The sequence below is a fragment of the Clostridium pascui genome (assembly GCF_016908015.1).
In the GTDB taxonomy this organism is placed as follows: Bacteria; Bacillota; Clostridia; order Clostridiales; family Clostridiaceae; genus Clostridium_AK; species Clostridium_AK pascui.
This window is the reverse complement of the sequence record NZ_JAFBDB010000005.1, coordinates 238,622-260,438: the sequence shown is the minus strand read 5'-3', so window position 1 is coordinate 260,438 and position 21,817 is coordinate 238,622. Positions and strand designations below refer to the sequence as shown.

Annotated in this window: 21 protein-coding genes and 1 riboswitch; of the genes, 13 read left to right on the top strand and 8 right to left on the bottom strand. The window is 30.4% G+C overall.

From position 1 onward, the window contains the following. Positions 1–4 precede the first annotated feature (4 nt). From JOC70_RS13755 to JOC70_RS13740, 4 genes are all read right to left on the bottom strand, one after another. Positions 5–1,441 (bottom strand): sensor histidine kinase, encoded by a 1,437-nt coding sequence (locus tag JOC70_RS13755; protein ID WP_204599467.1) that lies wholly within the window; start codon positions 1,439–1,441, stop codon positions 5–7. 29 nt (positions 1,442–1,470) lie between these two features. Beyond that, positions 1,471–2,223, bottom strand: a complete 753-nt coding sequence (locus JOC70_RS13750) for an ABC transporter permease (RefSeq protein ID WP_204599466.1) — start codon at positions 2,221–2,223, stop codon at positions 1,471–1,473. Then, positions 2,210–2,935 (bottom strand): ABC transporter ATP-binding protein, encoded by a 726-nt coding sequence (locus tag JOC70_RS13745; RefSeq protein ID WP_204599465.1) that lies wholly within the window; start codon positions 2,933–2,935, stop codon positions 2,210–2,212. Before JOC70_RS13745 ends, JOC70_RS13750 begins: the two co-directional genes overlap by 14 nt. A gap of 84 nt (positions 2,936–3,019) precedes the next feature. Continuing rightward, entirely contained in the window at positions 3,020–4,261 is a 1,242-nt protein-coding gene (locus tag JOC70_RS13740) for a hypothetical protein (protein ID WP_204599464.1), read from the bottom strand. 278 nt (positions 4,262–4,539) lie between these two features. On the opposite strand from JOC70_RS13740, the gene JOC70_RS13735 reads away from it, so the two are divergent. After that, positions 4,540–5,436 (top strand): DMT family transporter, encoded by an 897-nt coding sequence (locus JOC70_RS13735; protein ID WP_204599463.1) that lies wholly within the window; start codon positions 4,540–4,542, stop codon positions 5,434–5,436. A 94-nt stretch (positions 5,437–5,530) separates the two neighbouring features. Here JOC70_RS13735 and yfcE read toward each other — a convergent pair whose 3' ends face one another. Continuing rightward, a complete protein-coding gene (yfcE, locus tag JOC70_RS13730) occupies positions 5,531–6,076 on the bottom strand; it encodes a phosphodiesterase (RefSeq protein WP_204599462.1) in 546 nt (181 codons plus the stop codon). A 229-nt stretch (positions 6,077–6,305) separates the two neighbouring features. Between yfcE and JOC70_RS13725 the strand changes: the two genes are divergently transcribed. Together JOC70_RS13725 and JOC70_RS13720 are read left to right on the top strand one after the other, a co-directional pair. Continuing rightward, on the top strand, positions 6,306–8,363 hold the full coding sequence (locus JOC70_RS13725; RefSeq protein WP_243429137.1) for a methyl-accepting chemotaxis protein: 2,058 nt from the start codon (positions 6,306–6,308) through the stop codon (positions 8,361–8,363). A 31-nt stretch (positions 8,364–8,394) separates the two neighbouring features. Continuing rightward, positions 8,395–9,381, top strand: a complete 987-nt coding sequence (locus JOC70_RS13720; protein WP_204599461.1) for a biotin--[acetyl-CoA-carboxylase] ligase — start codon at positions 8,395–8,397, stop codon at positions 9,379–9,381. A gap of 61 nt (positions 9,382–9,442) precedes the next feature. Here JOC70_RS13720 and JOC70_RS13715 read toward each other — a convergent pair whose 3' ends face one another. Beyond that, a complete protein-coding gene (locus JOC70_RS13715; RefSeq protein WP_204599460.1) occupies positions 9,443–10,003 on the bottom strand; it encodes a biotin transporter BioY in 561 nt (186 codons plus the stop codon). 191 nt (positions 10,004–10,194) lie between these two features. Between JOC70_RS13715 and JOC70_RS13710 the strand changes: the two genes are divergently transcribed. Together JOC70_RS13710 and JOC70_RS13705 are read left to right on the top strand one after the other, a co-directional pair. Beyond that, complete coding sequence (locus JOC70_RS13710; RefSeq protein WP_204599459.1) at positions 10,195–11,568, top strand: hypothetical protein; 1,374 nt, start codon at positions 10,195–10,197, stop codon at positions 11,566–11,568. A 94-nt stretch (positions 11,569–11,662) separates the two neighbouring features. Continuing rightward, the gene (locus JOC70_RS13705; RefSeq protein WP_204599458.1) at positions 11,663–12,154 is read left to right on the top strand and encodes a DsrE/DsrF/DrsH-like family protein; all 492 of its coding nucleotides are present in this window, start codon (positions 11,663–11,665) and stop codon (positions 12,152–12,154) included. A 695-nt stretch (positions 12,155–12,849) separates the two neighbouring features. On the opposite strand, the gene hutG is transcribed toward JOC70_RS13705, so the two are convergent. Then, positions 12,850–13,863 carry a formimidoylglutamase gene (hutG, locus tag JOC70_RS13700; protein WP_204599457.1) on the bottom strand — a complete coding sequence of 338 codons (1,014 nt, stop codon included), beginning with the start codon at positions 13,861–13,863 and terminating at the stop codon, positions 12,850–12,852. Between the two features lie 198 nt (positions 13,864–14,061). Between hutG and JOC70_RS13695 the strand changes: the two genes are divergently transcribed. The 8 genes from JOC70_RS13695 to ribH all read left to right on the top strand — a co-directional run bounded on the left by JOC70_RS13695 (position 14,062) and on the right by ribH (position 20,964). Further along, positions 14,062–14,877 carry a hypothetical protein gene (locus JOC70_RS13695; RefSeq protein ID WP_204599456.1) on the top strand — a complete coding sequence of 272 codons (816 nt, stop codon included), beginning with the start codon at positions 14,062–14,064 and terminating at the stop codon, positions 14,875–14,877. 118 nt (positions 14,878–14,995) lie between these two features. Then, the gene (locus JOC70_RS13690) at positions 14,996–15,196 is read left to right on the top strand and encodes an asparagine synthase (RefSeq protein WP_035309204.1); all 201 of its coding nucleotides are present in this window, start codon (positions 14,996–14,998) and stop codon (positions 15,194–15,196) included. A 237-nt stretch (positions 15,197–15,433) separates the two neighbouring features. Continuing rightward, positions 15,434–15,805 carry a Rid family detoxifying hydrolase gene (locus tag JOC70_RS13685; RefSeq protein ID WP_204599455.1) on the top strand — a complete coding sequence of 124 codons (372 nt, stop codon included), beginning with the start codon at positions 15,434–15,436 and terminating at the stop codon, positions 15,803–15,805. A 129-nt stretch (positions 15,806–15,934) separates the two neighbouring features. Next, positions 15,935–16,960 (top strand): tRNA 2-selenouridine(34) synthase MnmH, encoded by a 1,026-nt coding sequence (mnmH, locus tag JOC70_RS13680; RefSeq protein ID WP_204599454.1) that lies wholly within the window; start codon positions 15,935–15,937, stop codon positions 16,958–16,960. Positions 16,961–17,019: 59 nt separating this feature from the next. Next, positions 17,020–17,134: riboswitch (FMN riboswitch) on the top strand. Positions 17,135–17,375: 241 nt separating this feature from the next. Next, positions 17,376–18,461: a bifunctional diaminohydroxyphosphoribosylaminopyrimidine deaminase/5-amino-6-(5-phosphoribosylamino)uracil reductase RibD gene (ribD, locus tag JOC70_RS13675; RefSeq protein WP_204599453.1), complete on the top strand. Its 1,086-nt coding sequence runs from the start codon at positions 17,376–17,378 to the stop codon at positions 18,459–18,461. 38 nt (positions 18,462–18,499) lie between these two features. After that, positions 18,500–19,153 carry a riboflavin synthase gene (locus JOC70_RS13670; RefSeq protein WP_204599452.1) on the top strand — a complete coding sequence of 218 codons (654 nt, stop codon included), beginning with the start codon at positions 18,500–18,502 and terminating at the stop codon, positions 19,151–19,153. 14 nt (positions 19,154–19,167) lie between these two features. Beyond that, positions 19,168–20,370, top strand: a complete 1,203-nt coding sequence (locus JOC70_RS13665; RefSeq protein WP_204599451.1) for a bifunctional 3,4-dihydroxy-2-butanone-4-phosphate synthase/GTP cyclohydrolase II — start codon at positions 19,168–19,170, stop codon at positions 20,368–20,370. Positions 20,371–20,499: 129 nt separating this feature from the next. Continuing rightward, positions 20,500–20,964 carry a 6,7-dimethyl-8-ribityllumazine synthase gene (gene ribH / locus JOC70_RS13660; RefSeq protein ID WP_204599450.1) on the top strand — a complete coding sequence of 155 codons (465 nt, stop codon included), beginning with the start codon at positions 20,500–20,502 and terminating at the stop codon, positions 20,962–20,964. A gap of 96 nt (positions 20,965–21,060) precedes the next feature. On the opposite strand, the gene JOC70_RS13655 is transcribed toward ribH, so the two are convergent. Continuing rightward, entirely contained in the window at positions 21,061–21,816 is a 756-nt protein-coding gene (locus JOC70_RS13655; protein ID WP_204599449.1) for an aminotransferase class IV, read from the bottom strand. Between the last annotated feature and the right edge of the window lies 1 nt (position 21,817).

Below are 21,817 nucleotides of genomic sequence, written 5' to 3'. Positions count from 1 at the left end.
ATTTTTAAATAGTTTTTGCCAGTGAAATTATTATACTGGTACCTTCATCTTCATGGCTTATTGCCCATATTTTACCCTTGTGGCCTTCTACAATTTGTTTTGCAATTGCAAGCCCTAATCCGCTGCCTTTTGCATCACTTCTTGCTAAATCCGATCTATAAAATCTATCAAATATTTTGTTTACATCATTTTTAGCAATACCAGACCCATTATCCTTTATTTCTATAATAATACTAGAGTTAGTTTCTCTAAGCATTATTGTAATTAATCCATGTTCTTTATCCATATACTTGCGAGAGTTATCAATAATATTAACTATAACCCGCTTCATTCTGGCCCTATCAAGCATAACATAGTGAAGGTCAGTTAGATTATTTTGGAAATCAATATGTATATTATATTTTTCCAGTTCTGGTGAGCTTTCTAAAATGCAATAATTAAAGTATTCAACAATGTCCGTTTTTTCATAATTAAAAGGAATTTGATTCAAATCTAATTTAGAATATAAAAGTAAATCATCAATCATAACATCTACTTGTTCAGATTTTGAATAAATAGTTTTTAAATAACGTTCCACTTTTTCAGGAGTATTTGCCACACCATCTAAAATTCCTTCTACATATCCTTTTATAGAAGTTATAGGAGTTTTCAAATCATGAGATATACTAGAAACTAGCATTTTTCTGTTATCATCATATTTCATTTTCATTCTAATAGAATCCTTTAGCTGCACTCTCATGGCCTCAAAATCAGCACATAACTCTTTAATTTCTCTATCACCACCTTCTATAATTTCAAAGCTTAAATCACCTCTACTAATTTCAGCTGTAGCCTTTTTTAGTAGTGAAATAGGGGTTAATATTCGCTTTGAAAGAAGATAAGACATAAAGATGTTAATTCCTACAAATGATATAGAAAATATACTTATAATGGTAATAATGAATTCTTTAAAAACCTCGGCATCTTTTTCAATTGGTGAAAGTAGTATTATATTCCCGATGGATTTATCTTTGAATGCAAGTGTAGTTCCATCAACTATATAAGAACCATCGTTAATTTTCACTGTGTTTTCTAAAGAGTTAGTTTTTATTACTTCTAAAGATTTTTCTATATCAATTTTAGTTATATTTTTTGATGAAAATATAATATTGTTATTTTTAGTTATTATAATTTCTCCCTTAATATCTGAAAGTCTATCATATAAATATTTTTGAAATTTACTGTCTTCAATAGTTTCAGGATTAGATTTTGACACATCTTTTACCGCATTAATAAGCTGATATCTTGCAACCATTAATTTTGTAAATTTATCATAAGTAACGTCTCTATTAAAAACTTTTGAAGATACAAGTATAAATATAAAAGCTGATAAAACTGCAATTATAAATGGAGTTATAACAGTTATAGTATTAGAAATAAGTAGACGTCTTTTTATATCCATTTTGTTCACCTTATAGAATATATATTTGCCTAAAAATCTTTTTTATCAAATAAATAATAGGCACCTGTAAATAATAGTATAGCATAACTAAACATCATCATAAACTGTCGAAGAATTTTTAAAAAGGAAATGTCATTCATAATCCATAGTTTGTACCAATCCATCATACTTGTAAAAAACAAGGCAGAATAACTTGAAAAAACAATTCCTAAGGCCTTAAAAACTATAAAAATAAGGATAGAGATAAAAAATACACTAATTCCGCTTTTAAGTATATTTGTAAAAAGTATAATTACTAATGACAATACTATCATAGGAAATAATGTCACTAAATAAGAAATAAATATTTTAACAATTCCTTGTAGGGTAAATGAACTCAAATTAAAAATCATACCAGTTATAGTTGAAAAAATCATTACAAACATAAGATTAACTAGTACAAATATTATTACAGCAGTGAGTTTTGATGCAAAAAACTTTAATCTTGTAATCGGTCTTGTAAGTGCAATTTTCATAGTGTTTTGAGCAAATTCTCCAGAAAAGCTATCTATAGTTACAAGTGCTGTAAATAGAGGGAGAATTGTATTAACAACAACAGAAAGCACAAGTAGAGGGAAGTCAACCCCAGAAGCTCCGCGGACTCCAAAACCGCTTCTAAGGCCAATGATAGAAAATTGACCAAATATAATGAAAATAAGTGACATTATAGCTGCCACTAAAACTTTTTTCTTTTTATATAGTTTTTCAAGTTCATTTATTAAAGCTGCTTTAAATCCTACCATTTCGTTCTACCTCACTAATAAAATAATTTTCAAGGGAAGCATAGTTATTTAATATATTTTTTGTTGTATCTACATTAAGCATTTTCCCGTTATATAAAACTCCAATACGGGTACAAGTAAGTTCTACATCATGGATGAGATGGCTTGATATAAAGAATGTAGTATTTTCTTTTTCTGCAAGATCTTTTATAATGTTTCGCATATCAATCATGCCTTCTACATCAAGACCATTTAAAGGCTCATCTAATATAACTACCTCAGGTCTTGATAAAATTGCAGCAGCAATTCCAAGTCTTTGTTTCATTCCAAGAGAGAATTTTCTTGGCTTTTCATTTTTGTATCTTAAAAGACCAGTAAGTTCTAAAACTTCTTCGATTCTTTTAGAATCAACATTTTTATAATATCTTGAAAATTGTTTTAAGTTTTCAAAAGCTGTTAAATATGGATAGGATTCAGCAGTTTCTATAATACATCCAACCTTTGCTATAGCTGCCTCAAAATCATTTAAGATACTATGACCTAAAATTTTAACATCACCATTATCAGGTTTTATGAGGCCGGCCATGATTTTCATGGCAGTGGTTTTACCAGCACCATTTGGTCCTAAAAATCCAAAAATATCACCCTTATATATATCAAGATTAATGTCAGTTATACCTCGTCCATTTTTATACACTTTGGAAAGGTTTTGAATTTCTATAACTTTGTCCATTTAAATACCTCCAAAACTTATTATAATAAAGTTTAAAAAAGAATCTGCCGGCATGGTAATACCGGCAAGCTATCTTAGATACTATTAATCAAATACTCTGCTGTACTCGCTATCAAATATCATATTTCCTCTTATATTTTCATTTATATTAAAATATATTTTTGCTGAATATGGATTGACAGATACATCACCTTTAATAGCATCACCAGAAGCAGAGGTAGCAGTAAAAGGTCCATTAAGATTATTTTCTTCAAATTTTGCAGTAAATTCAAAGTCTTTCTTATTAGTCGCATAGTTTTCATAACCCTTTAAATATTCTTCGTGATATCTTCCGCTAATACTAGTTTCAGTTGCCTTAGTAATATCAATAAACTTTTCACCTATTTTTTCAAATTTATTATCTTTTTCTATTAAAATATCAGTTTTATATTGTCCAACATATTTTTCTGGATTAGTTAGCTTATTATAATCTCTTTCTGTATTTTTTTCTACAGTTTTACCAGAAAGATCAGGTTTCTTAACAATAGTTGAATTGACATTTGTTACTTTTCCTAATAATTCCAAAGTTAGTATATGCTCTTTTCCACTGTCATCTTTACCAGAAAGTACGCCAGTTCCAAGAATACTTTGGATTAATCCATCTTTGTTTACTACCATTTTACCAGAGATTTCTTTAACAAAAATATCTTTTGTGATTTTTGGCATATAATTTTCATTATTATTTCTATTTCCAAACTCATTTTTAGATTGAAGTGATACTATAGCATTAATTAATGCTGGTATTTGGGATTCTTTTAGAGAACCAGATAATACCTTGCTTCCATCTGTATTTTCTGTGACAATAACAGAGTCTTTTAAATTACCTACAAGAGCATCTGCTATTTTTTCAACATCACTAGCTTCTTTTTCTTTAAACGGATTTTTAAAAGAATTTACTTCACGGGGACTTGTATACTCACTTACATAATAGACATTTTGATCACTATTTTTATTTATATAGCCATTTTTATCAGCGTAGTAATAATTATCTCTTTTAACTTTACCATCAATATTTGTTGATACGTTTTCCATAGCTTGTTTTGAAACATCATATTTATTAAGTGAAGTTTCGGATGAAATAACAGTACCATTATCCTTTAGAGCAAAAGACATATCTAAAGTATAACTTGAAACATCTGAGGTAAGACTTTCAGCTGTGTATTTCATAGAATCCTTTAATTGATCATATCCACTTTTAGACATTACTTCAGCCATAGCTGTAGAAGCGAACATTACAGTTCCCAGAGCAAAGCTTAAAAACATAGCTGTTTTTTTCTTTAATTTCATTTTTAATAACATCTCCTTTAAGTTTCTTTTCATGAAGGTCCTTCATAAGTTTATTTTAAAATGTATATCTCTATTTTTCATAAACTAATTATAAACAAAATATAAACTTTTTCATATGAATAATTAAGAAATAATATATATTATAAACAGAAGGAATATTAAATAGCTTTATAAAAATAAATATGAAAGTTATTATAGTTTAAATATAATAAAGATATAACTATGGTATAATATAACTTAGTAAAATTAGGAAGAACATGTTTTGTGGAGGGGATTTTATGTTACAGTCACATTTTGGTGAATTTGCAGCATTACTAACAGCAATGTTTTGGACTGTTACAGCGCTGGCATTTGAATCAGCAGGTAAAAAGGTTGGATCATTATCTGTAAATCTTATAAGACTTTTGATAGGTTTTGTATTAATAGGCATATATACATTTATAACTAGAGGTTTATTTTTACCTATAGATGCCGCTGGAAGTACATGGCTATGGCTATTAATCTCAGGAATTATAGGATTTGTTTTGGGAGATTTATTTTTATTTCAAGCTTATGTTGAAGTGGGCTCGAGAGTTGCTATGCTTGTAATGGCAACTTCACCCCCAATTACTGCAATAATAAGCTATATAGTTTTTGGTGAGAGATTAAGTAAAATAAGTATTATAGGAATGGCAATTACAATAATAGGAATTGCAATAGTAGTTTTTAAGAAGGATTTAGAGGAGAATAAGGTTGAATTTGCTCATCCTGCAAAGGGACTAGCTTTTGCATTTTTGGGATCTTTAGGGCAAGCGTGTGGCGTTATATTAAGTAAAGTGGGAATGGGAAATTATAATCCTTTTGCAGCTACGCAAATACGTATAATTGCCGGAATTATTGGATTTACTATATTGATTACTATAATGAAGAAGTGGAGAAATTTAAGTATAGCTTTTAAAGATGTCTATGCCTTAAAAAGAATCTCTATTGGAGCGATTTTTGGGCCATTTTTAGGAGTGTCATTTTCATTGTTAGCAATTCAGCATACTACAGCTGGAGTTGCTGCAACAATTACATCCATAACTCCTGTTTTAATCATTCCGCCTGCAATTAGAATATTAAAGGAAAAGGTTACTTCAAGGGAAATAGTTGGATCAATAATTACTATTATGGGTGTGGGGATATTGTTTTTGTAAAATCACCCCATGTTAAATTTATGGATTCAACCCCGAAATCGTCCTAGTTTGTGGAGCCACCTCGGGGGTCACTATACATTTTGGAATAGTTTATTTATCTTAGCTCGATTTCCTTATAAATGTCGCCATCTAAAGTTTTAATTTTAAACATTTGGTTTTCAAGCACACCATAAGAATTAGGTGTGTTTTCTTTTGGAAAGGTTATGGAGCCAGGGTTTAATATAAATATATCATTATGTTTTTCAGCTAAGGGTACATGAGTATGGCCATAAATTAATACATCACCGTTACTTAAATTAGGCAAATTATTACTATTATAAATATGACCATGAGTTAAAAACAGCCTTTTACCATTATAAAGAATTATGGAGTAATCACTAAGCATTGGATATTCCAAAACCATCTGGTCAACTTCGCTATCGCAATTTCCACGCACAGCAATAATCTTATCTTTATAGGAATTCAGTAGTTCAGTTACAACTTTTGGGTTATATTCTTTTGGGAGTGGATTTCTTGCTCCGTGATACAATTCATCACCAAGCACTACTATGTAATTTGGATTTTCTTCTTGGCATATCTCAAGAATTTTATTTAAATAATACAAAGAACCATGAATATCAGAAATAAATAGTAATTTCATAAGAATACCTCCTTGTTATTGAATTATATTTACTATAAATCTAATAGTTTATAGTATTAATTAATATTATATCAAATAACAGTAAAGTTTAGATATACCAAGGCAATAAGACCAGAATTTGAGATAGTATTTTGGTATCATTTGCTAGCGAATTTTGTCTAAATAAATATAAACTTATTCCGAAATATATTACATGCAGTTACCAATTAATAATGTTCGGAGTAAAAATATGATACTAGATGATGTAGGAAAAAGTATTAAAACAATAACGGAGGGATTACTTATGTTAAAAGGTGTTGAATTTACTGGTATTCGTGCGAAACTCATGACTAGCTTTATTTCTATCTGCATAATTCCGTTAATATTCTTAGGAATTATGTCTTATAGACAATCAAAATTAATTCTTAGTAATAAACTAGAGGTTACAAGCAAGCAAATGTTATCGCAAATAAATAATTCTTTAAATAATTATTTTGAAGGCATTTCTGTTCAATTAAAAATGGCTTCAAATAATTTGAATTTTAAAACAGTAGATAAGGATGATAAGGAAACAATAAAAGATATAAAAGGATATTTGGATGATATAAAAGGAAGTAGTTCAGATATTCTAAATGTATTTTATGGAACAGAATCAGGAAAGTTTTTAATATCTCCACAAGCAGAGCTTTCAAAGGACTATAATTTTAAAACTAAAGATTGGTATAACTTAGCTTTAGAAAATAAAGGAACTACAATTGCAACTAAGCCGTATAAGGATGCAGTTACAGGAGAATTTGTAGTAACTGTATCAAGAACTGTTGAAGACAATGGAAGTTCAATTGGCGTTGTAGGAATAGATATTTCTCTTAAAGCAATAACTAATATTTTTTCAAAATCAAGGGTTGGGGAAACAGGATATTTATGTATTACCGATTCGGATGGAATTATTATATCGCATCCTGATCAGAAACTATTAGGTACTGATACAGTAACAAAGTTAAGTTTATGGAAGGATGTTGCAGTTAATGAAAAAGGCTTTACAGAGTATATATTTGAAGGTAAAAAAAAGTATGCTTCTTATGATACAAGTAAAATAACCGGGTGGAAACTTTTAGCTACGCTAAATGAATCTGAATTAACTAGCGATATTAATAAAATAAAAAATGTTACTATAATTATGATTTTAATTGTTATAGTAATAGCAACTTTAATCTCAATCTTCCTAAGCGGAGGTATAGCTAAAAACATAGCTAAATTAAAGGAAGTATTTAAAAAGGCTTCAGAAGGGAATTTAACAATTAAGATAGACATTAAATCAAAGGATGAGCTTGGGCAACTTGGAAGAGATTTTAATTTGATGATGGCAAGTATATCTAAATTATTATCAGATGTAAAATATTCCTCGTTAACTGTACTTGAATCAGCTACTAGTCTTGCAAGCATGTCAGAGGAAACAACAGCATCTATAAGTGAAGTGTCAAAAGCTATTGAGGAGATTTCACAAGGAGCTACAAATCAATCACAAACTTCACAAGAAGGAGCTTTAAATGTTGGCGAATTAGCTGTAGAATTAGAGGGGATAGAAGTAGTGACACAGGAAATGGACAGTATATCTAATGATGCTGAAAATCTAGGATCTAAGGGGTTAGTTATAGTCAAGACGCTTTCACAAAAGTCTGATAAAACAAAAGAGTCTACTGTAAAAATAAGTAAAGTTATTTTAGATATGAGTAGAAGTACAGAGCAAATTAGTGTGATTTCTAATACCATATCTGAAATCACTGAGCAAACTAACTTATTATCACTGAATGCATCTATTGAAGCAGCTAGAGCAGGAGAAGCAGGAAGGGGCTTTGCTGTTGTTGCAGATGAGATTAGAAAATTAGCAGATGAGTCAAGAAATTCTACAGTTGAAATTAAAAAGATTATTGAGACAATACAAGGGAAATCTCAAATAGCAGTAAATGCTATTGAAGAAACTGAAAGTATTGTTAAGGAACAAGACGATATCGTAAGTGAAACAAAGCAAATTTTTGATGAAATTATAAGAGCAATATTAATACTTGGGAATAAGGTGAAAGATATTAATAAGTCTATATTTAGCATAAATTCAAGCAAAGATATAGTAGTAGAAAAGATTGAAAGCATATCATCAATTTCTGAGGAGACAGCTTCTGCTACGGAAGAGGTTACAGCATCAGCGGAAGAAATCAATGCGACAATGCATGAAGTTACAAAGTATACAGAACAGCTGCAAAATTTAGCTGAAAAGTTGCAGAATGGCGTCAATAAGTTTAAAATAGAGTAATTGAATCTTATCGTAAACAGGAGGCGGCATGTTGAAAGAAGAAATAATCAGTTTACTCAAGAAAAATAAGAATGAATTTATATCTGGAGAGGACATTAGCAGTATTTTGGGGATTTCAAGAGCTGCTGTATGGAAATATATGAAGGTAATAAAAGAAGATGGATATAATATAGAGTCCGTATCTAGAAAAGGATATAAGTTAATTTCATCCCCAGATTTACTTACTTTTGAGGAAATAAATTCATATTTAAATACCAACCACATTGGTAAACAAATAATTTACTTTAATTCAATTGACTCTACTAATAACGAAGCTAAAAAGTTAGCAAGCAGCGGATGCCCAGAAGGAGCAGTAATAATAAGTGAAGAACAAACTATGGGAAGAGGAAGGCTTGGCCGCAGTTGGATTTCTCCTAAATTTAAGGGAATATGGATGTCTGTTATATTAAGACCTGATATTGACCCAATGAATGTGGCAAAAATTACACAAGTTGGAGCTGCAGCTGTTTTAAGAGCCCTAAAAGAGCAAGGGATAAATGCTTATATAAAATGGCCTAATGACATAGTAATAAATAATAAAAAAGTATGTGGAATACTTACTGAAATGAGCGGAGAAATAAATAAAGTAAACTATATAGCTATGGGAATAGGAATAAATGTTAATATTGATAAGGAAGATATCCCAAAGGAAATTGAGGAAATTGCAACTTCGTTAAAAATTGAAGAGGGTAAAAGTATAAAAAGAAAAACTTTGGTCGCAGGCATTTTAAATAACTTAGAAGAATTATATGAGGAATTTATAAAGAACGAAGACATAAAAACTTCTATAAATATTTGTAGGGAAAACTCAATATTAATTGGGAAGTCTATTAGAATAATCAATAGAAATAATGAAATTCAAGCACAAGCAATAGATTTAAGTGATGATGGAAAACTTATTGTAAAATATGATGATGGAAGTGTTCATGAAGTAATATCAGGAGAAGTTTCTGTAAGGGGACTTTATGGATATGTATAAAAAATCAGGGAGTATTCCCTGATTTTTTACTCTATAGGAACTTTTGTTATATTATATATGTTTAAGAATTAGCTAATCCATAACGTTTTATAACAGGGATAATCCTAACTCCAAGAAATGCAGTTAATATGCACTTAATCAAATCACCTGGGAGAAATATTACACAGCCAGCTTTTAATGCAGAAGGAATAGTTATAGGAGTTGAGGATACATATTTTAATATAATGTATAAATAAGGAACTCCAATAATGTAAACGGTAAGTATTCCTGAAATACAGGCAGTTAAAAGTTTTAAGAAGCTTGGCTTATTTTTGGATTCAGATAGTTTACCTATAATATAAGCTGCAATAATATACCCTATTAAATAACCAAAAGTAGGTTGAAAAATATAAGATAAACCACCGGGTTTTGTAAATACAGGAAGACCTAATAATCCTAGTGTTACATATACAATTTGAGATAATGCACCTAATCTAGAGCCAAGTAGTATACCTGCAAGTGCTGTAAATAAAAATTGAAGATTAATTGGCGCAGGTTCTAGAGGGATTTTTATAAACGTTCCAATAGCAGTTAAGGATGTAAATAAGGAAACGAGAATCATATCTCTTGTAGTAATTTTCATTAAGATAACCTCCTAAAGTCATTGTAAACCTAATATTTAAATTAAGTTTACAATAATAAAACTTTGTTGTCAATGCAATTAAAACAAAACATTCGATAAAATAATATTGGCTAATTGGAATAATATTTGAGATTTAAACAAAACATAGTTTTATATATTGTATTTTCAATATAAGAAGGCAGGAGAGAGCTATGATTACATTAGGATTGATACACTATATATATTTAACAATAATTATTTTAGTTATTGGAATTATATTTTTAAAAAAGGATGTTGTAATACCCTGTATATTAGGGATAGGTATAATTGGATTAATAAAAACTTCGAATATTTTGGAGTCAGTGCAAATTATTTATAGGGCTATATTAGTATCTGGCAGAGAGTTTATAGAAATTGTGCTTATAATTTCTATGGTAAATGCTATGTCAAAGTCTCTAAGTGATATAGGTGCAGATGAACTTATTGTAAATCCCTTAAGAAAATTTATGATAAACAAGATAGTAGCTTTTTTTGTTTTAGGTTTCACTGTAACTATAACTTCTTGGTTTATATGGCCAACTCCTGCAATAGTATTTATTGGCGCAATAATGGTGCCTGCTGCTGTAAAAGCTGGTCTTCCCAAAATTTGGGCAGCAGTTGCTTTATCTTTATTCGGCAAGGGAATAGCACTATCCAGTGATTTTTTTATTCAAGGGGCACCTGCAATAACTGCTAAAACTGCAGGTATAGATGATACATTTATAATAGTAAAACAAAGTGTACCGTTTTGGATTGTTATGAGTATATTCGCTGTGGGAACTGCATTTTTTATTATGAGAAAAGAAACAAATAAAATTATAGATTATAATGAGAAGCAACATATCCAAGAGGTTGTAATTGATAAAGATCCGCCGCTGCATAATCCAAAGCTCTTAGCAATAGTTACTCCTATCGTATTTCTAATAGATGTAATTCTTATCTACATATTCAAGCTAAAGGGTCAAGGGGCTACAGCTTTAATTGGAGGAACTGCTATTTTAATTTTAATATTCACATCGATTTTAAATTATGGAATAGTAAAATCATTAGGAGAAGTAACAAGATACATAAAGGATGGCTTTGTATTTGGAATAAAAGTTTTTGCTCCAGTTATAGTTATAGGTGCTTTTTTCTTTTTAGGAAGTGAGAACACAGCAAAGGAAATTTTGGGTGAGAGTGCCACAGGCATTTTAACAGATATAGCAATGTATATATCTAGTAAAATAGCATTATCTAGTTTTTCAGTGATTGCAATTCAAGGGTTTGTAGCTGTTATACTTGGAATAAGCGGTTCTGCCTTTGGAGGACTTCCTCTTATGGGAACATTAGCACATGCTTTTAATACAGCTATTGGAACTGATACATCAAAGGTTGCAGCTTTTGGCCAAGTGCTTTCAATTTGGATAGGAGGAACTGCCATACCATGGAGTGTTGTATCTGTTGCAGCAATTTGTGATGTTAAGCCTTTTGATTTAGCTAGAAAAAATATGATTCCAGTAATAGTAGGAATTATGACTACATTAGTTGCAGCATTTATACTGATTTGAATAATATGTAAAATATTAAGTTAGTTAGTTTTATTAAGAAAAATATAAAGATTTAAGTGTTTGATAAATACTATAAATGTAGGAGGTAAGTAATTTGGATAATAACGTAGACAACAAGAAATTAAACTTAGTCCTTTTTAGTGGTGATTATGATAAAGCTTTGGCTGCTCTTACTATTGCAAATGCAGCAAGAGATATTGGAGTAGATGTGAGTATATTTTGTGCCTTTTGGGGACTATTTTTAGTAAGAGATCCTGAAAGAATGACTTTAGAAGATAAAACAGCCTATGAAAAAATGTTTGATTCTGTAACTCCTGTAGGACCTGAGCAGCTTCCGCTGTCAAAAATGAATATGGCTGGAGTTGGAAAGGCAATGCTTCAAAAGATGATGGAAGATACAGAAACACCTACTTTAACAAAATTTTTAAATGGTGCAATAAAAAAGGGAGTTAAATTCTACGGCTGCAAAATGTCTGTAGAAGTAATGGGGTTTAAGGAAGAAGAGTTTATTGAAGGATTTACAATCATAACAGCTCAAGATTATATGAGAGATGCATTAAATTCTAATATGCAGTTATTCATATAAAAAGGATATTACGACATATTTAATGTTGAACCTATCGTATGGGATTTGCATTTAAGAAGGCGTTCACTGCGCAAAGAAGCTCTAATATTTACGAATTTAAATCACCTAAACTTTTTAAACTCGCTGTCACTCAGACAGTAAAAAGTTCTTTACGGTGTTTTAAATTCATAAATAAAGAGCTTCTAATTGCTTGTTCAAAGCCTTCTATAATGCAAATCTCATACTAAATTTAACATTAAAAATGTCTTCATCCACACTGCTGAAGGAAAGAATTTCGTTTTGACGAAATTCCTTTAAATTGACACTTATCAAAGGGCTGATAAGCCCGAAGACCGATAGGTCGTAAGATATTAAGTATTCTATTTTTTATCAGAAATCTTTTATTGTACTACCGTATATTTAACTTGTAAATTTTTTTATTTATTTAGTGTAAGTTCTTGGAACGTTAAGGACTGCCGCCCTAGAATATCTTAGAAATTCAGTTAGCTGAATTTCTTCCCTCAGTAGTTCACATGAAGAACTTTTTAATGCTCTGGGGTTATAGAATTTTCATCGTAGAAGACATTGAATAAGCTTTAAAACCGCTTTATTTAGAAATTTTTAATTTATAAATATTAGCCGTTTTTAGCGAAATGAACGTCTTCCTAGATGAAAATTCTATGCAACCCAGAGCGTTAAAAACCGTCGTAATATTTCTATAGTGATAAATTACATATATGAGCCATTGTATTGATTACTGAAAAAATAATTACTGAGGCTAAGTTTGCTGTGGTGTTATCTAGGTCAAACCTTGGAGAAACTTCAGCAATATCAAAGCTTACAACTTTATTGGATTTTAAAATATATTTAATAAACTTTATTACTTTTTCAGGGTCAAGTCCCAGCGGTTGAGATGCACTAACTCCTGGTGCAAATGCCGAAGAAAATACATCTGAACATATAGTTATGTAAATATGATCCCTAAGTTTTATAAACTCATCTAACCTTTCAAATACATTCCAATCATCACTGCTTAAGATATCCTTTGCTAAAATATAATCTACTCCTAATTTGTCAGCAGTTTTAAACAAATCTACAGTATTACTGTGTTTTTGAATTCCAAGACACATGTAGGAATATTCTAAGTTTTTCTCTTCACAAATATCAGCTATTTGCCTAAACATAGAACCTGAATGACTGCCATTTGGATAAGGTCTAATATCAAAATGAGCATCAAAATTTATTATACCGATATTAGGGTTAGGATTATTTTTAGATAAATTATTTAAAATACCATTATAATGTCCCCAAGCTGTCTCGTGTCCTCCACCTAAGACTATGGGAAATAAGTTTAAGCTTAAGATCTTGTCTACTGCTTTTGAAAGTAACTCTTGACTTTCTTCTAAAGAAATGTTTTCACAAAGTATGTCTCCAGCATCAAAAAGTTTGACTTCTTGTGTAAAGCAACAAGGAAGATGTGCAAGCTCCTTTCTAATACTTTCGGGACCTTTAGAAGCACCAGTTCTACCTTTATTTCTATTAATTCCTTCATCACAACAAAATCCAATGAAGGCAAAACCTAATTGTCCATCGAAAGGAATTAAATGCTCATTCTTTAAATCTATTAATTCAACCCATTGATGCCATCTAAATGCATCAAAATTTGTATCACTATCAATTCTTCCCTGCCAAACTGATTGATCTGCAATTTTATAGTTTGTACTAAACATCTTTTGCCAACCTCCCCATGTGTTATATAAATATATAATATCATCTTTTTTATATCTATTTCCACCAGTATTGTATGAAAAATTAAAAAAATAATTTTTAATGTAAGGATTACTATAAAGCACCAGAAATATCAAGCGACTATTTATAACAAAGACATAGATAAGTAGCTTGCAAATTATACAAAGGGGGGGAATTAAATGAAAAAGTTTATCTTAATAGGATTAATAGTAGGTATGGTTTTGAGTTTTTTAGGGTGCTCTAACTCTACTTCAAAAGGAAATATAAATATGAATTATTTATCAACAGCAAACATAAAAAATAATACTGCAGAAGAAGCTACATTCACATTAATTGATGCTTTAGTATCTGGCAATGAAAAGGTTTTAAGTGTAATAAATCATAATAAAGACATATTTAGTACCAAAGTTCTTTTAGATATTAGTGAAAAATATTTTAAGGGAAAAGATAATGATGATTTTGCTTATGATTTTACTCATGTAAATGTAAGTACTATTATTTATATAGAAGTTAATACAAATAATAGTAATGAACCTAAGTATGTAGCGTTAAAGATGAAGGATGAAAATGGTAAGTATTATTTTGACAGCTTTGTACCTAGTAATTATGAACTTGTAGACAAGGAAGGTAGAAATAATATACTTTCTAATTATATATTAATTAACGATATTGGTGTGAAAAATAGTACTATAAAAGAACTTGCAGAAACCTTTGCGAAGGCATTAAGTAGAGGTGACAAGGAGACAATAAAAAAAGTAAGTAGCTCCAAGATAAAAGATAACTTAGATGAAATTATAACGCAAGAAGTCTATAAAAACATGAAACCATATGAAAATAAGCCTTTTGAAGTGAGAGTATTTGATGGAGTTATCTCGGCTAATATAGATTATGATAATAATGTTATGTACGATATATTGATTGTAAAAGAAGGGGAAAAATATTATTTTGATGGATTTTTTAAGGAAGAAGGTGAAGAAACACAAAAAGACAAATGAAGTAGTTACCATACAATTACTCCTTTCTTCTATTTTTATTAAGGATAAATAAGTTCATAGGTGGAATAATAATTATGTTCTTTAAATAAAAACTAGGATAAAAGAGGAGGAATGAGTTATGCGTGAGGGAATGATACCTACAGTTTTAGGTGCAGCAGTAACTGGAGCAGGTGCTACAATGGTTAAGAAAAAAGCAGCTACAGCAATTGGCGCTGGTATTTTGGGATTTGGACTCGCACATATAGTTTTAGGGTCAATAGAAATGGTTCAGCATAGAGATGACAAAATGGAACACGTAAAAAGATTTGGATTATGGTAACGAAATCTATAGCATAAACTAGCTTTCTAATATTATAAGGTGGTGTTGTAAATGTTGAAATTAAATTTCAATATTTTATGACATCACCTTTTGCAATTTACGGAGAATAATAATTTCGGCAGAAATTAGTACATCTCAGCTTGCAAGATGTTTCATTATTTAACTTATAATTCTCATAATATAAAATATATTTCATATTTATTAAGTAAAGTTAATTAATATATTGGGGGATTAAAAGTGAAAAAGAAAATTGAAACTTCATTGGCACCTAAACCAGTTGGTCCATATTCACAAGGCTTGATAGTTGGAAACAATATATATGTATCTGGACAAGTAGGAGTAGATGTTATAACAGGAAAGACTCTTAAGGGTATTGAGGAACAAACAAGGCAAGTTTTAAAAAATATACAAGCTATTTTAAAATGCGGTGGCGCGACTATGGATGATGTAGTTAAAGTTACGGTACATTTGTCAAATTTAAAATACTTCGAAAAGTTTAATAAGGTTTATGCTGAATTTTTTAAAGATCCGTATCCTGTAAGAACAACAATAGGCAGCGGATTATTAGATAAGTTTTTAGTTGAGATAGATGTAGTTGCTGAAGTTTAAGTATTTTCTACACAATTAGTAAATTTGATATGTTTTATTTATTTGTGATAATATAAAGTGTATATGGATTAAATTATATATATATGGCAAGTATTTAATAAATATAAACTAATTGTTGGGATGATGAAAATGTTAAGATCATTAGAATATGAAGAAATAATTAAAGAAAATAAAAAGCCAGTGGTTTTTGTGGACGTACGCAGTCCAAAGGAATTTAAAGAAGCTACCATACCAGGAGCTGTAAATATACCCTTATTTACTGATGCAGAAAGAGAAGAAATAGGGACAATTTATGTGAAAGATTCGCAAGATAAGGCAAAGAAGCTTGGAATAGAAATTGTTTCAAATAAGTTGCCCCAAATGTATGAGAGTTATAAGGCAATTGATGATCAAAAGAAAAAGATAGCTATATTTTGTGCTAGAGGTGGTATGAGAAGCTCATCTATAGCATCATTGCTTACTGCACTGGGTATGGACATTGTAAAAGTTACAAAGGGATATAAAGGTTACAGAGAATATATAAATTATAACCTTCCTAGGTTATTTGAAGAAATTAAATTTGTTGTGTTATATGGAAATACAGGTACAGGTAAGACTCATTTATTAAGTAAATTAAAAGAAATGGGCTATGACACTTTAGATTTAGAAGCGGCAGCAAATCATAGAGGATCATTACTTGGATCAGTAGGGCTAGGTTCAGGAAACTCTCAAAAAATGTTTGAATCCTTAGTATTTGAAGAGTTATCAAAGAGAAAGACAAACTTAGTGTTTACTGAAGGAGAAAGTAAAAGAATAGATAAAATAGTTATGCCAGAGTATATGTTTAATGCAATCGAAAATGGAACACAAATTAATGTTACAGCTCCTTTAGAATATCGTATAAAAAATATAAAAGATGATTATCTAATAAATGAAAGCAGTAAATATGAGATAATAGAAGCTTTAAAAAATATGAATAAATATATATCTGCATCTAGAATAGAAAAGTTTACAGGTAAGATTTTAAAAGATGAATATGATGAGGTAATTAGCGAATTAATGATTACTTATTATGATCCTATGTACAACTTTAAAGATAGAAATTTTTATTGTGAAGTGAGCAATACTAACTTAGAGGAATGTTGTATTACTATATTAGATAAGGTAAAGAAATAATTAATTTAGTATTGACATATATAATGTACTGGTTTACAATGAACTTGTAAAACTTAATAAATTATCTTCAGGGCAGGGTGTGAATCCCTACCGGCGGTAAAGCCCGCGAGCCGTAAGGCATGATTCGGTGAAATTCCGAGGCCGACAGTAAAGTCTGGATGAAAGAAGATAGGCATGTTGTACTATAAAAGTTACAATTTTTATAGTGTAAATTAATTTAGTGTCTACCAGCTCTGAAACTTATGTTTCAGAGCTTTTGTTGTTAGATATAAATTAAAAGATTTATTTGATTGTCAGCCCTGAGTGAAAGCTTGGGGTTTTTTGTTTGTAATAAAATAAAAGACTTTTGAAAATGATGCATAAATAATGTAAGGAAATCAAAAAATTATATAGATTATGCAGAGAAGGTGATATTGTGAATGAAAAGTACATGAAGCTTGCTCTTGAACTTGCTAAAAAAGGTGAGGGAAGAGTAAATCCCAATCCACTAGTTGGGGCAGTTATAGTAAAGGACAATAAAATAATTGGTGAAGGATATCATGGATATTATGGTGGCCCTCACGCAGAGATAAATGCATTTTCAAGCGCAAAGGAAAATGTTGAAGGAAGTACCATGTATGTGACGCTAGAACCCTGCTGTCACTATGGAAAAACTCCTCCGTGTGTAAATGCAATAATCAAAAATAATATAAAAAAAGTTATAGTAGGAATGCTTGATCCTAACCCAAGGGTTGCAGGGAAAGGCGTAGAAATTCTAAGAGAGCATGGTATTGAGGTAATAACAGGAGTTCTAGAGGAAGAATGTAAAAATTTAAATGAGATATTTATAAAATATATAGGAACTAAACTTCCTTTTGTAATCATGAAATATGCTATGACATTGGATGGTAAAATAGCAGCTTTTACTGGAGATTCTAAATGGATAACAGGAGAGGCGGCAAGAAAGGAAGTACATAAATTAAGAAATAAGGTTTCAGGAATTATGGTGGGAATAGGTACGGTACTTCAAGATAACCCAAGCCTTACTTGTAGAATGCAGGGAGGTATAAGTCCAAAGAGAATAATTGTAGATAGTAATTTAAGAATACCTTTAAATTCAAGCGTATTAAACATAAAAGATGAAACTTTAACTATAGTTGCAACTACTAAGAAAGTCTCAGAGGAAAACATACAGCTTTTAAAAGATAAGGGAGTAGAAGTTTTAATAGTTGAAGATATGGATGGCAGAGTAAATTTACAAGCCTTGATAAAAAAACTTGGAGAAATGGGTATAGATAGCATACTTTTAGAAGGAGGCAGCACTTTAAATTATTCAGCAATAGAGCAGGGAATAGTTGACAAAGTGCAGGCGTATATAGCTCCTAAAATTATTGGAGGAGAAAGTGCCAAAACTCCAATTGGTGGAGAAGGAAAAGCATTAATGAGCGAAAGTATAATCCTTCAAAATGTCATATTTAAAACCTTTGATGAAGATATTTTAATTGAAGGATACGTGAAATAAATATTACACAAAGGGGACTAGGAGTTAGGAGGGTAAGTATGTTTACTGGATTAGTTGAAGAAATAGGGATAATACAGGATATTCAAAGAGGAACAAAGTCAGCTAGGCTTACTATAAAAGCTAGTAAGATATTAGAAGAAGTACAACTTGGTGATAGCATAAGTACCAATGGTGTTTGTTTAACTGTTACTGAGTACTCATCATCATCATTTACAGTGGACGTTATGGCTGAAACTTTAAGAAGCAGTAGTCTTGGAAGTTTAAAAAGGGGAAGCTATGTAAACTTAGAAAGAGCATTAAAAGCTAATGGAAGATTTGGGGGACACATAGTAAGCGGCCACATAGATGGAACAGGAATTATCGAGAATTTTGAGAAAGAGGATAATGCATTTTGGATTACCATTAAGGCAAACGAGGATATATTAAGGTATATAGTTCATAAAGGCTCGATTGCAATAGATGGAGTTAGCTTAACTGTGGCTTATGTGGACGAAGGAGTATTTAAAGTGTCCATAATTCCACATACTGGAGAAGAAACTATACTTTTAAAAAAATCACCAGGAGATATAGTGAACTTAGAATGTGACGTGTTAGGAAAATATGTAGAAAAGCTACTAGGTATAAGGGATAAAGAAGAAAATAATAAAAAATCATCCATAACCTTAGAGTTTCTAAGAGAAAATGGATTTTAAGGAGGATTTAAAATATGTATAAATTTAATAGTATAGAAGAAGCGATAGAGGATATTAGAGAGGGAAAAATCATAATAGTTATAGATGATGAAGATCGTGAAAATGAAGGGGATCTTCTTATGGCAGCAGAAAAGGTTACAGGAGAGGCTATAAACTTTATGGCTAAATACGGTAGAGGACTTATATGTATGCCGATGGAAGAAGAAAGATTAAATGAATTAAACATACACCCAATGGTTAAAAATAATACAGATAATCATGAAACAGCTTTCACGGTTTCAATAGATGCAATGGAAACTACTACAGGAATTTCAGCTTATGAAAGAGCTTTAACTATAGAGAAGACACTAGATCCTAAAGCTAAAGCATCAGACTTTAGAAGACCTGGACACATCTTTCCATTAGCTTCTAGACAAGGCGGGGTATTAAAAAGAACAGGTCATACTGAAGCAGCAGTGGATCTTGCAAAACTTGCTGGACTTAGAGGAGCAGGAGTTATTTGTGAAATAATGAATGAAGATGGAACCATGGCAAGAACTCCTGAACTTATGGAATTTGCAAAAACACATAGCCTAAAGATAATTACTATTGCAGATTTAATTGCCTATAGAAGGCATAGTGAAAAGCTTATAGAAAGAGTAGTTAAAACTAAAATGCCAACCAAATATGGTGACTTTGAGATATATGGATATATAAATAAATTAAATGGAGAACATCATGTAGCTCTAGTTAAAGGAGATATAAGTGGAGAGGAACCAGTACTTGTAAGGGTTCACTCAGAGTGCTTGACAGGGGATGCGCTAGGCTCTAAAAGATGTGATTGTGGAGAGCAGTACGCAGCAGCTATGAAAAAAATAGCTGAAGAAGGAAGAGGAATTCTTTTATACATGAGACAAGAAGGACGTGGAATAGGACTTATAAATAAGCTAAAGGCCTATGCACTTCAGGACCAAGGAATGGATACAGTAGAGGCTAACATAGCTTTAGGATTCCCAGCAGATATGAGAGATTACGGAATAGGAGCACAGATACTTGCTGATTTAGGAGTAACTAAGATAAACCTTATGACAAATAATCCCAAGAAACTTTCAGGGCTTTCAGGATATGGCATTGAAGTATGTGAGAGAGTATCTATTCAAATGAATCATAATGAAAGAAACGAATTTTACTTAAGAACCAAGAAAGAAAAGATGGGTCATATGCTTAATGATCTATAATTGATAGCTTATCAAGTGATTTTTAGACTGGTTACCAGTAATTAAAAAACTAGTTAGTTTAATAAGGTAAATAAAATTATCATTAACATGAATTATAAAATATATTAAAGAAAGTTGGAGGAATAAAAAATGAGAACATATGAAGGAAATTTAATAGCTAAAGGGTTAAAATTTGGTATAGTTGTAGGAAGATTTAATGAATTTATAGGATCTAAACTTTTAGGAGGAGCTATAGATGCGCTTAAAAGACATGGAGCAGAAGAAAATGAAATAGAAATTGCTTGGGTACCAGGAGCTTTTGAAATTCCTTTAGTTGCAAATAAAATGGCAAAGTCCAAAAAATATGATGCAGTAATATGCTTAGGAGCAGTTATTAGAGGAAATACACCACACTTTGACTACGTTTCTTCTGAAGTTACAAAGGGAGTAGCACAGGTAGGATTAAATGCAGAGCTTCCAGTTATATTTGGAGTTTTAACTACAGATTCAATTGAGCAGGCAATTGAAAGAGCAGGAACTAAAGCAGGAAATAAGGGCTATGATGCAGCAGTAACTGCAATTGAAATGGCTAATCTTTTAAGAGAAATAGAATAAATTAAGATATAAGATTTATAAGTAAATATTAAATAATTAATATTTACTCAAGGGACTGTTTTAAAAAAATATTTTGAGACAGTCCCTTTAATTTAGCTAATACTTAAAAATTTCTTTTTTATAACATGTAGATATTTCTTCAATTAAATGATGATATCTTAAGTTCGCTCCATCTATATCCACAATTTTCATTATTCCCATAATACTATTAGTTAGAAAAGCTCCTTGTGAATTAAAAATATCTTCTAAAGTAAAATTTCCTTCAATAACATGAAAATTATTTAAAACCCACTGTCGTAGGATACCATTTAATAATCCGCAGTTAACACTTGGAGTATATAGTTTGTCATCTTTAATTAAGAAAATATTACCCGAACTGCTTTCTGCTATATACCCGTCAGTATTTAAGAATAAGGTTTCATTAAATCCTTCTTCAATTGCGTGTTGCTTTTCCAATATATTTTCTATATAATTTATTGATTTAATATAAGGGATAGTGGAATATGCATTTCTTCGTGATTTACTTATCCTAACCTTAAAACCTTTTTTATAATCTTCGCTATGATAATTTATACTTCTTGTTGAAATTACGGTGTTTTTATCACTTACTACTATTTTCAATACACAATTATTTAAATTATATTTATCTACTATAGTCTCAATATAATTTTTATCTATTTTTTTGTTTATATTAAGAATACTTAATGCTTCATTCATCCTATCCATATGTTCTTTTAAGAATATAGGCTTTTCTTTTACTAGTAATGTTTCAAATATTCCTCGCCCAAACATAAATCCTTCATCTAAAACAATCTGTGGAGTTTCCGTTAAAACTTCATTTACTATAATCATA